The organism is Kitasatospora sp. NPDC054939 (assembly GCF_053610105.1).
Window position 1 is genome coordinate 51184 of the sequence record NZ_JBSGXP010000032.1, and the last position, 10651, is coordinate 61834.

9 protein-coding genes are annotated in these 10651 nt (G+C 75.4%); 6 read left to right on the top strand and 3 right to left on the bottom strand.

Annotated features, from left to right (window positions below):
• The first annotated feature begins 35 nt into the window (after nt 1-35).
• From ACWGB8_RS12430 to ACWGB8_RS12440, 3 genes are all read left to right on the top strand, one after another.
• A complete protein-coding gene (locus ACWGB8_RS12430; RefSeq protein WP_452212860.1) occupies nt 36-1505 on the top strand; it encodes a histidine kinase in 1470 nt (489 codons plus the stop codon).
• 160 nt (nt 1506-1665) lie between these two features.
• Complete coding sequence (locus ACWGB8_RS12435; protein ID WP_452212861.1) at nt 1666-2061, top strand: hypothetical protein; 396 nt, start codon at nt 1666-1668, stop codon at nt 2059-2061.
• 194 nt (nt 2062-2255) lie between these two features.
• Nucleotides 2256-3221: a response regulator gene (locus ACWGB8_RS12440; protein ID WP_452212876.1), complete on the top strand. Its 966-nt coding sequence runs from the start codon at nt 2256-2258 to the stop codon at nt 3219-3221.
• Nucleotides 3222-3509: 288 nt separating this feature from the next.
• On the opposite strand, the gene polX is transcribed toward ACWGB8_RS12440, so the two are convergent.
• The gene (polX, locus tag ACWGB8_RS12445; RefSeq protein ID WP_452212863.1) at nt 3510-5231 is read right to left on the bottom strand and encodes a DNA polymerase/3'-5' exonuclease PolX; all 1722 of its coding nucleotides are present in this window, start codon (nt 5229-5231) and stop codon (nt 3510-3512) included.
• Nucleotides 5232-5588: 357 nt separating this feature from the next.
• Here polX and ACWGB8_RS12450 point away from each other — a divergent pair, with 357 nt between their 5' ends.
• From ACWGB8_RS12450 to ACWGB8_RS12460, 3 genes are all read left to right on the top strand, one after another.
• Nucleotides 5589-6314: a hypothetical protein gene (locus ACWGB8_RS12450; protein ID WP_452212865.1), complete on the top strand. Its 726-nt coding sequence runs from the start codon at nt 5589-5591 to the stop codon at nt 6312-6314.
• A 99-nt stretch (nt 6315-6413) separates the two neighbouring features.
• Entirely contained in the window at nt 6414-7187 is a 774-nt protein-coding gene (locus ACWGB8_RS12455; protein WP_452212867.1) for an ArsR/SmtB family transcription factor, read from the top strand.
• Nucleotides 7184-8689, top strand: a complete 1506-nt coding sequence (locus tag ACWGB8_RS12460) for an MFS transporter (protein ID WP_452212869.1) — start codon at nt 7184-7186, stop codon at nt 8687-8689. The genes ACWGB8_RS12455 and ACWGB8_RS12460 overlap by 4 nt, the downstream gene beginning before the upstream one ends.
• Here ACWGB8_RS12460 and ACWGB8_RS12465 read toward each other — a convergent pair.
• Both ACWGB8_RS12465 and ACWGB8_RS12470 read right to left on the bottom strand, forming a co-directional pair.
• The gene (locus tag ACWGB8_RS12465; RefSeq protein WP_452212870.1) at nt 8598-9416 is read right to left on the bottom strand and encodes a DUF6629 family protein; all 819 of its coding nucleotides are present in this window, start codon (nt 9414-9416) and stop codon (nt 8598-8600) included. The two genes, ACWGB8_RS12460 and ACWGB8_RS12465, sit on opposite strands and share 92 nt — an antisense overlap.
• A 146-nt stretch (nt 9417-9562) precedes the next feature.
• Complete coding sequence (locus ACWGB8_RS12470) at nt 9563-10483, bottom strand: DMT family transporter (protein WP_452212877.1); 921 nt, start codon at nt 10481-10483, stop codon at nt 9563-9565.
• Nucleotides 10484-10651: the final 168 nt, after the last annotated feature.

A 10651-nucleotide genomic window follows, 5' to 3' on the forward strand; every position in this document is an offset into this window, starting at 1 on the left:
GGGCCGGTGCGGGCCCGCGTTCTACGCTCGGGCGCATGCAGAGTGAACCCGCGCGCCGACCGGCGCTCCTCCGTGCGGTCCGCCGACTCGTGTGCGGCACGGCGGTGTTGCTGGTGCTGGCGCCCGTCCCGCTGGCGAAGCCCGGCGAACGGGCCGCCGCCCTGCTGCTCGCCGGCTCGGCCGCGCTCGCCGTGGCGGTCGCGGGGATGCGGTGGCGGCGTGCGCCCGACGGGCCGCCGCCGGGTGGCCGGTGGCGGCAGGGGCGGCGGGTGACGCTCGGGGCGGTGGCGGGCGTCGTGGCGGGCGGTTCGCTGCTGCTCGACGCGGCGTACCCGGGGCCGTACCGACTCGTCGGACTCTGGGCACCGTTCGAGTGGGCGGCGTTGCTGGTGCTGTGCGGGCGGGTGGTGCGCGGGGTGCCCGCCCGGCAGGTGGGGGCGGTGGGTGCGCTGACCGGTGCGGCCGTTCTGCTGCTGCCCCTGCGGTTCACCCTGGAGGCGCCGCAGGCGGGTTGGCAGGGTTCGCTGCTGGCCGTCCTGCTCACGCTGCCACCGGCCGTCGCCGTCGCGGGGGCCGGCCTCTACCTGCGCACCCTGGACGTCCGGCGGGAACGCGCCGTGGTCCGAGCCCGCCACGAGCAGCGGCTCGACGTGGCCCGGGGACTCCACGACTTCGTCGCCCACGAGATCACCGGCATCGTGCTGGAGGCCCAAGCCGCCCAGGTCTCCGGCCATGCCTCCGGCCAGGACCCGGCCGAGACGGTCGCGCTGCTGCGGCGTCTGGAGGAGGCCGGCCTGCGGGCGCTGGACTCGATGGACGAGATGGTGGGGGCTCTGCGCGAACCGGGGGCGGCGGACGGGGACGCGGGCCCGGCGGTCGGGGTGGTCGGAGTGGTCGGGACGGTTGGGGTGGTCGGGACGGTTGGGGTGGCGGGGGGCGCGGGGGCGTCCGGGTCGGTGGTCGGTCCGCGGGTGTACGGGCTTGCGGACGTACCGGAGCTGGTGGAACGTTTCTCGGGTTCGGGTTCGGGTTCGGGTTCGGGTTCGGGTTCGCGTTTGGGTGGCGACTCGGGTCCGGGTGGCGGTGCGGGAACGGAACCGTCGGCCGTCGGGGTCCGGGCGACCACGTGGCTGGCGCCCGGGGTCGTCGGGTTGCTCTCCGGAGAGGCCGAGGCGACCGCGTACGCGGTGGTGCTGGAGGCGCTCACCAATGTGCGACGGCACGCGCCCGGGGCGCGCGAGGTGGCCGTGCACATCGACACGACGACGGCGGCTGCCGTAGACGGGACCGCGGTACTGGTGACCGTGACGGACGGCGGCGCCGCGGGGCGAGCGGGCGGGGCGATCGGCGTGCGCCGCCTGCTCCGGCGGCGCGGTGCGGGTGGTACCGGGCTGGCCGGCCTCGCCCACCGGGCGGCCGCGCACGGCGGGACGCTGGAGGCCGGGCCGGACGCCCTTGCGGACGGCTGGCGCGTGGCCTGCGTGCTGCCGGTGCGGCGCCGCTGAGACGCGCGGTCGCGGGCCCGTCCGCGCAGTCCGTCCGGCGTTTCGGGCCGGGTGTGCACTCTCCGGATATCTGCCGAACGGCAGATGGCAGCGACCGGCTCGGCGGCGATGCTCGTAGGGCAGCCGTGACCGACCAGCCGCTTCCGGAGGAGCGTCCACTATGTCCAGGACCCGCACCACAGCCATGCCCACCGTTCTCGGCTCCGCCGTACTTGTCCTGGCGGTGGCCGTCAGCGGCTGCGCCTCGGTGTCGAAGGCGACCCCCGAGGAGAAGACCTTCAGCTACGCCGGCCCGACCCTCGACGTCCGTGCCCACGAGGTTGCCACCGACCTCGTGGCGGCGGACCGCCAGGACATCAAGGTGACCCGCTGGTTCGACGCGAAGAACATCGGGAAGAAGGAGGTCTCCTGGACGCTCGACGGCAACACCCTGGACCTGCGCGCAGGTTGTACCGGCTTCGCCAACTGCGACGCCCGCTTCCGCGTCGAAGTCCCGCGCGGCCTCACCGTCCTGCGGGACGGTCGGCCGACGGACCTCAAGGGCGGTGGTGTCTGATGCTGGGCCTGACTCCCCGGACCGGACCGGCCGTTGCGCCTCCGCCCGGCGCACCGCCACGGCCGACGCGCCGTCCGTCCGTGCCGCCAACGGTGTCGCCGCTGCGCCGTGCGAGACTGCGAGGCGTGACGAGCACCGAAGCCGCCGCCTCCCCGGGCCCCGAAGCAGCGCCGCCGGACGGGGAGTTCGACCGGCTGTCGGCGGATCCCGCCGCGACCGCCGCTAACGCTCCGACCGCGACCGCCCCGATCCGCGTGCTGATCGCGGACGACCAGGAGGCGGTGCGCCGGAGCGTGCGGCGCATCCTGGAGCAGCAGGCCGACATCGAGGTCGTCGGCGACGCCGAGGACGGTCTGGTGGCCCTCGAACTCGCCACCCGCCTGCGCCCGGACGTCGTGCTGGTGGACATCCGGATGCCCCGCATGGACGGTCTGGAACTCACCCGCCGACTGGTCCGGTTGCCGGATTCGGGCGTGCCGGCCGGACTGCCGGCCCGCCTGTCGCTCGGACCGGGCGCCGGGCCCGGGGGAGCGGAGGCGGATCCGTGGCTACCGGCGCCGGGGGATCGGCGTCCGGCACCGGACACAGGGGTGCCGGTGCCGGACGCGACGGGGACACAGTCGGACCGGGCCCGGCCAGTACCTGCGGAGCCGCCGCCGGTCCGGGTGGTGGTGCTGACGACCTTCGACCTCGACGAGTACGTCTACCCGGCGCTCCAGTACGGGGCCTGCGGCTTCCTGCTGAAGCGCTCCGGTCCGGCCCTGCTGGTCGAGGCGGTCCGGGCGGCGGCGAGCGGCGAGAGCCTGATCAGCCCGTCGGTCACCGTCCGCCTGCTGCGCCGGGTGACGGCCGCACCGCAGCCCGTCGCGGCGGCACCGGCGTCGCGGTGGGGGCGGAGGCCGTCGCCGAAGCCGGCCGCGGTGTCCGGGGCGGCGTCGTCGTCGCGGCGACTCGTGGTGGAACTCACCGAACGGGAGGTGGAGATCGCCGGCCAGGTGGCGGCTGGGCGCACCAACGCGGACATCGCGGGGGAGTTGTTCATCTCGCCGGGGACGGTGAAGACCCATGTCGCCAGCATCCAGCGCAAGCTGGGTGTGCAGAACCGGGTGGGCATCGCCATGCACGCCTGGGAGATGGGTTACCCGCGCCCGGAGTCCTGATCTCCCGCACCCGGAGTCCTGGCCCCCGCTGCCTGGCGTCCTGGCGCCCGGGCCCCCCGGTGCTCTGGCCGCAGGCATACGGAACCTGCGAGGCGGGGGTGGCCTCCGGACTCTCGTACGTCCTCCGGCCTCACAGTTCGATCGTCGACCGAGGTACCAGCGGCAGACCCTGATCCGTCTCGATCTGTCGCCACTGCCTCCTGCGGTCGAACTCCCTCAGCTACCTCGCAGGTCCACTACTCATGATGCGCCTCCCGACCCGTCTGCACCAGAGTTTTCCCGCACGATTTACGGCGATTTGCGAAGGAATCGCTTCAGCCGTTGCCAGGTCCAGGTGTTGATCACGTCGTCGCCGGTCAGCCAGGCGCGCTGGGCCGTTCCGATGCCGTACCGGGGGTAGGCCAGGTGCCGGGTGGCGTGGGCGTCGCTGTCGATCGCGAAGCGCACGCCGAAGCGCTTGGCGCGCAGCACGTCCTCGTCGCGCAGGTCGAGCCGCTGCGGGGAGCTGTTGATCTCGATCGCGGTGCCGGTCCGGGCGGCGGCCTCGAAGACCGCGTCCAGGTCGACGTCGATCGGGCCCCGCCGGCCGATCCGGCGCGTCGTGAGGTGCCCGATGACGTGCACGTGGGGGTTCTCGCAGGCCCGGACGAGCCGCCTGGTCTGGGCGGCCCGGTCCAGGCCGAAGTGCGAGTGGACGGAGGCCACGCAGACGTCGAACCCGGCCAGGAACTCGGCCGGCCAGTCGACGCCGCCGTCCGGCCCGATGTTCAGCTCCGTCCCGTGCAGCAGGCGCATCCGCCGGTGCCGCCCGGCGAGTTCGCGCAGCCGGGCGCGCTGGGCGAGCATCTTCTCGTCCGTCATCCGCTGCATGACCAGGTCCGGCGCGTGATCGGTCACGGCGAAGTACGCGTAGCCGCGCGCGGCGGCCGTGTCGATCATCTCCTCCAGGGTCGCCAGACCGTCGGTCAGATCGGTGTGGGTATGCAGGTCGCCGCGCAGGTCGGCCTCGGTGACCAGCTCCGGGAGCTCGCCGCGCAGCGCGGCCTCCACCTCCCCGCGGTCCTCGCGCAGCGGCGGTGCGATCCACGGCATGCCGAGTGCCGCGTAGACCTCGTCCTCCGTCGCCGAGACCACCTTGGCGCCGCTCGCGGCGTCGAACAGCCCGTACTCGGAGAGCTTCAGGCCCGCGCGGACCGCCATCGTCCGCAGCTTGATGTTGTGCGCCTTCGAGCCCGTGAAGTACAGCAGGGCCGCTCCCCAGTCCTCCTCGGGCACCACGCGAAGGTCCACCTGCAGGCCCTTCGCGGTGCGCACCGAGGTCTTGGTCGGCCCGCTCGCGATCACCTCGGCCACGTACGGCAGTGCGGTGAGTGCGGCCATCAGCGGCGCGGAGTCCTCGGCGGTCGCGAGCACGTCGATGTCGCCGACCGTCTCGCGCATCCGCCGGAGCGACCCCGCGTAGGCGCAGCGGGTGCACCCGGGTACGGCGCTCAGCGCGGCGACGATCTGCTCGGCCTGCTCCGTCGCGGTGTCGACCAGTGTCCGTCCGCCGGACTGCCGGAGCAGCTCGATGCCGTGGAGGATCTTGTCGCCGCTGCGCTCCCCGAACCCCGGCACTTCGCGCAGCCGGTCGGCGCGGATCGCCGCGGCCAGCTCGTCGACCGAGGAGACCCCGAGGTCGCGGTGCAGGAGCAGGGCCCGCTTCGGCCCCACGCTGGGGATCGCCATCACCTCGCGCACCCCGGAAGGGATCTTGGCGCGCAGTGCCTCCAGAGCCTCCATCCGGCCGCTGCGCAGGTACGCCTCGACCTTCTCCGCCGTCGACTTCCCGACGCCCGGGATCTGCTGCAGTCCCTTGGCATCGAGCCCGGCGATGTCCTCCGGGTACCCGCCCACGGCGCGGGCGGCCTTCTCGTACGCGCGGGCGCGGAAAGCGTCGCCGCCGGTGATCGAGATCAGGTCGGCGTACTCCTGGAGCAGCTCCTGTACCTGGTCGTTGAGCCGGGCCATGGGCTCAGTCTAGGAGCGCCGCACCGGTGCCGCCGGGGCGCGCGGAGTTCCCGCCAGGGGCGCACCGGGGCGCGTACAGGGCGCGTACAGGGGTGAGCGCGGCAGGGTGCGGGCGGGTGGCGGCGTGGTTGCGCAGGTCGGGCCGGTGGCCGGCGGCGGCCGGCACCCCCCGTCGTTCGACGGTGGCCGACCCCGCCGAACGGCGGGTAGGTGCGGGGTGGCCCCGACCCGGCGCCGGATTGTCGACGGGCCCGGGCGGGCGCAGGCTGGGCCGCAGGGGCGGGTCGAGCCCGCCCGGTGCGTCGCGGCGGGACCGCGGCGGCCAGGGGCGGCCGGCGAGGCATGAGGGGTAGGGGCATGGCACTGGGACGGATCTGGGACTACGTCGCATCGGGTGCCCGGGTGTCCGGCGGGCGCGGGTTCGGCCGATCGGGCGAGGCCGCCCCGGGCGGGGGCACGATGGCGGGCCCCCGCCCGCTCTCCCGGGCGGAACTCGACCAGCTGCGCTGGACCGACCGCCCGGAGGGCTGCTCCGCGCAGTCCCGGCACGTCCAGGTCGCCGAACTGGTCCAGCGGGTGCTGCGCGGGGGCGGCCGGGCGGCGTCGGTCGTGGTGGAGGTGCCGGCGGGGCTGCCGGTGGTGGTCGCCGACGGACGGCGGCTGGAATCCGCCCTGGCCGGGCTGGTCGACCACGCCATCCGGCGCAGCCCGGCGGGGGCGAAGGTGCTGATCAGCGCCGAGGCGGTGCCGGGGAGGGGGGCCCGTGGAGGTGCCGGGTCGGGGCCCGGGCAGTTCGCGGGGTGGTCGGGCGGCTGGGTGAGCGGTCCGGGCGCGTCCCCGGGGGCCGGGCCCGGCGCCGGCCCGGACGGGGACCGGGCCCGGGTGGAGCTGCGGGTGGCCGACCGCGGCAGTTCCGAGCCGCCGGAGACCCGGCAGTGGCTGCTCGCCGGGGTGCGCGCGGACGGGCCGGCCGGCCCGGCGGCCGCGGGGCTGGTCCGTGCCGCCGGGGGGCGGTTGACCGCCGAGTCGACGCCGGGCGGCGGTCTCACCCTCGTCCTGGCGCTGGCGGTGGCCCGGGACTGATCCGCGGCCGGCCCCTTCGTTCGACTGTTCGAGTGAACCGCAAACACTTGTTTGCAAAAGACCCTTTGCAAACAAGTGTTTGCGTTCTAGCGTGATGCCATGACCGATGAACCGGGCTGGCCGCACGGCGCGAGCCCCGAGAGCCATGTCGTCCTCGACGCCAAGGGGCTGCGGGCGCTCGCCCACCCGGTGCGCGTCCAACTCCTCGGGCTGCTGCGCACCCACGGGCCGTCCACCGCGACCAGGCTCGCCGAGCGCACCGGACTGACCTCCGGCGCGACCAGCTACCACCTGCGCCGACTCGCCACTGCGGGCTTCGTCGAGGAGGACAGCGAGCGGGGCAACGCCCGCGACCGCTGGTGGCGGGCGGTGCACCGGTTCACCTGGTGGACGGACATGTCGCTGGCCGACCAGGAGCCCGAGGCGACCCTCACCTACTGGCAGTCCATCGTCTCGGCGAACGCGCGGCGGGCCCAGCAGGCGCTGGGCGCGTACCAGACCATGCCGCGCGACTGGCGGCACGCCTTCGACCTCAGCGACTGGATGCTCCGGCTCACCCCGGACGAGGCCCACCGGCTGGCGGTCGAACTGGCCGAGGTCGTCGGTCGGTACCGGCCGGACGACCCCGAGGATCTCGCGGCCGCCCCCGAGGGCAGTGCGCGGGTCGCGTTGGCCATCCAGGTACTGCCCGACCCGGAGGCCACGGCCGAGGACCTGGGTGAGGAGCCGGCCACGGGCCCGCTCCCGGAGCCGGGCGCCGTGTCCGACACCGGAGCACGGGACGACGGCGCGGGGGGCGGGGCGCCGCACGGCGAGCGGTCGCAGGACGAGCAGGGTGGTGCCGCCGCCCGGGAATCGGAAGAGGACCGATGACCGGCGCGACCGCGACCGCGCCGCCGACCGCGCCGACCGCGGGGCGGCGGAGCCTGCGTCCGGTGGTCGGCGTGCTCACCGCGATGGCGGTCTCGCTGACCGGCACCCGGGTGTCGGCCATCGCGCTGCCCTGGTTCGTGCTCGCCGGCACCGGCAGCGCCACCATGACGGGCCTGGTCGCCTTCGTCGAGATGACCCCGTACGTGCTGGTGAAGGCGTTCACCGGGCCGCTGATCGACCGGGTCGGCCCCCGGCTCGTCTCCTGGTCGACGGACGTGGTGAGTGCGGTCTCGGTCGGCCTGATCCCGTTGCTGCACGGTCTCGGGCTGCTGCCGTTCTGGCTGCTGCTGGCGCTGGTCGGCGTGGTGGGCGCGGTGCGCGGGCCGGGTGACCTCGCCAAGGAGGTCATGGTCCCCGAGGCCGCCGAGCGGAGCGGGCTGCCGCTGGAGCGGGCCACCGGACTCTCCGGTGTCGTCGAGCGGCTGGCCTCCACCGTCGGCCCGGCCGTCGGCGGCGGGCTGGTCGCGGTGCTCGGCCCGATGGCCGGCCTGACGATCAACGCGATCACCTTCGCGCTGGGCTCGGTCGTGGTGGCGCTGCTGCTCCCCCGCGGCATGGGCCGGTCCGCGGTCCCCGACACCGCGACGGGCTCCGCCGACGGCGACGACGGCGACGAGCGCGACGCCGTCGCGGGCGGGCATCCGGCGCCCGACGGCTACTGGCGGATGTTCCGGGAGGGGTTCACCTTCCTGCGCAGCGAGCCCCTGCTGCTCACCGTGATCGTGATGGTGGCGGCCACCAACCTGCTGGACGCCGGGTTCCTGACGGTCATGCTGCCGGTGTGGGCCCAGGAGTCCGGGCACGGCCCGGCCGGCATCGGGCTGATCGGCACCGTCTGGGGCGTCGCCGCGGTCGGCGGCAGCCTGATCGCCGCGGCCGTCGCACACCGGCTGCCCCGACGGGCGGTGTTCTTCGCCGGGTTCGCACTCGGGGGAGCGCCCCGGTTCCTGGTACTCGCCCTGGACGCCCCGCTGTGGGCCGTGCTGGCGGTGTTCGTCGTCGGCGGGTTCGGGGCCGGCTTCGTCAATCCGATCCTCGGCGCGGTCATGTTCGAGCGGGTGCCCCGCCGACTCATGGGCCGGGTCGGTGCCCTCGGCGACTCGCTGGCCTGGGCCGGCACCCCGCTCGGCGGCCTGATCGCCGGCGCGGCCGTCGCCCTCGCCGGACTGGCGCCCGCCCTGCTGGCGGCGGGCGGACTGTACTTCGCGGTCACCGCGCTGGCCGGGCTGCGCCCGGAGTGGCGGGAGATGGACCGCCTGCGCGGCAAGGGCGCGGCAGCGGCCGCACCCGCCGCGTCCGCCCCGGGCGGGGTGGCGACCGCGGGTGCCTACGCAGGTACCGGCGCGGCGGTCAGTCCGCCGGGGGAGCCGATACCCGTGGGGCCGGCGGAGCCGCTCGCCGCTCCGGCCGCCGCCCCACCCAGCGCAGCAGGACGACGCTGACCAGCGCGGCCAGCGCACACCACGTCGACACGAAGGCCGTGCGCCACAGCAGGGCGGCGACGACCGCGCCGGCTCCGGTCAGCACCCCGAGCAGCCTGAGCAGCCGGTCCGTGCTCACCAGCAGCGAGCCGACCGTCGCCACCAGGTAGCCGGCCAGCAGAACGGCCGGGTACGGCACCCCGACGCCGTACGCGAGGGTGTGCCCGTCCTCGCGGGCGGTCACCGGGTCGACGGCCACTGCCACGGCGAGCGGTACGGCGACGACCGCACCGAGCACGGCGAACCACCCCGGGGCGCGGGCGCGCGCCCCGCTCGCGGGGCGGGCAGCCGACCCGGGCAGCACGGCCCCGGCGTCCGCTGCAGCACGGCCCGCTGCAGCACGGCCCGGTGCCGCCGGGTCCGGTGACGTCCGGTCCGGTGCGGCGGCCGCACGGTCCGCGCGCCAGACCCCGACCGGCACCAGCACCGGCAGCAGTGGAAGAGCGATGACCGCCCAGACCGTTCGAGCCAGAGCGGCGGACGAGGAGGAGAGATGGCCGTCCGCACCCAGCCAGACCACGGCCTCGACCAACTGGTGCGCCCCCAGCACCAGGGGGAGCGCGGCCAGCGGGAGCAGCCCGGCCCGGCCCCGCCCCCGGGACTGCCGTACCGCCCCGGCCACGCACACGATCCCGACGCCCGAGACCAGCAGGCCGGCCGCCGCATCGGCCCGCGCACTCCAGCACATCGGAACCTCCTGCTCCGTGGACCCGTACGGCCCGTCGGGCGGGTCTCGCTCCCCGGCGCCGTTCCGCCCGACCGCAGGTGCGCGGAGGCGGCGAGCGCGTTTCCCGTACCCGGTCCGGTGCGGGCCCCGGTCGCCCGGGCGGCGCCTCAGCGGTCGGCGGTGCCGCTCTCCGCGCTCGCGGTGCTGCCGCCGTCGTCGGCGCCGGCGTCCCGACCGGCAGTGCCGCCGGGCATCGCCGGGTGGCGCCCGATCACCACCACACCGATCACGATGCACAGAAGTCCGACCGCCTGCCACGCCAGGGCCCCCGGGGTCACCCGCAGGCGGTCGCCGAGGAACGCCACCGCGCAGGCGATCCCGGTCAGCGGCTGGGCAGCCGTCAGCGCGGGCAGCGACATCCGCAGCGGTGCCGCCTCGAACGCGCTCTGCACCAGCAGCAGACCGACGACACCGGCCGCCGCGACCGCGTACGGCTGCCAGGTGCCCAGGACGGCCGACAGCCCGCCGTGGTCCAGCTCCTCGGCGGTCCACCGGGTCAGCGCGTCCTGCAGGCCGTACAGCAGTCCGGCGGCCAGGGCGAGCATCGTCGCCTCCTCGAACAGCGGCAGGCGGCGCGCGAGGGCGACCAGCAGCACCGCGAGGCCCACCACGATCCCGATGACCACCCACTGGCGCAGCTGTCCGGCAGGTGCCCCGCCGCCGGTGGGGCGGCCCGCCACGATGAACGCGGTCACCCCGAGGGCGAGCAGCAGTACCCCGGCCCAGCCGGAGCGGCCGAGTCTCTCGCCGGTGAGCAGCCGGGACAGCGCCATCGCGAAGACCAGGTTGGTGGCGAGAAGCGGTTCCACCAGCGACACTTCGCCCTGGTCGAGGGCGAGTGCACTGAGGATCAGGCCGCTGACCATGAAACCGGTGCCGAGCAGCCACAGCGGCATCCGCAGCAGGTCGAGCAGCAGACGCCAGTGCAGCATGTCGGCACGCGGAGCCCGCTGCGCCGCGTGCTGCTGGAGAACGAATCCGAGCCCGAGACAACAGGCGGCGCTCAGAGCGAGAAGGAAGACCACCACGGAGGGACCACCGAACGTCGCTGCCCGCGCCCCCGCCGAAGTGGAGTGGAGGTCCGGACCGGACACCCGGTCGTCCCCGCGGTCCCGGCGGCCCGGTCCGTCGACCGGCGGCATGGCGCGCTGTCGCCAGCCTACCGCCGGGCCGGTGCCGCCGCCCCCGCCCCGGCG

What these genes read in the sequence shown, in the direction of transcription:
- ACWGB8_RS12430 (WP_452212860.1), top strand. Translation starts at nt 36, where the DNA reads ATGCAGAGTGAACCCGCGCGCCGACCGGCGCTCCTCCGTGCGGTCCGC.
- ACWGB8_RS12435 (WP_452212861.1), top strand. Translation starts at nt 1,666, where the DNA reads ATGTCCAGGACCCGCACCACAGCCATGCCCACCGTTCTCGGCTCCGCC.
- polX (WP_452212863.1), bottom strand. Translation starts at nt 5,231, where the DNA reads ATGGCCCGGCTCAACGACCAGGTACAGGAGCTGCTCCAGGAGTACGCC.
- ACWGB8_RS12450 (WP_452212865.1), top strand. Translation starts at nt 5,589, where the DNA reads ATGGCACTGGGACGGATCTGGGACTACGTCGCATCGGGTGCCCGGGTG.
- ACWGB8_RS12455 (WP_452212867.1), top strand. Translation starts at nt 6,414, where the DNA reads ATGACCGATGAACCGGGCTGGCCGCACGGCGCGAGCCCCGAGAGCCAT.
- ACWGB8_RS12460 (WP_452212869.1), top strand. Translation starts at nt 7,184, where the DNA reads ATGACCGGCGCGACCGCGACCGCGCCGCCGACCGCGCCGACCGCGGGG.
- ACWGB8_RS12465 (WP_452212870.1), bottom strand. Translation starts at nt 9,416, where the DNA reads ATGTGCTGGAGTGCGCGGGCCGATGCGGCGGCCGGCCTGCTGGTCTCG.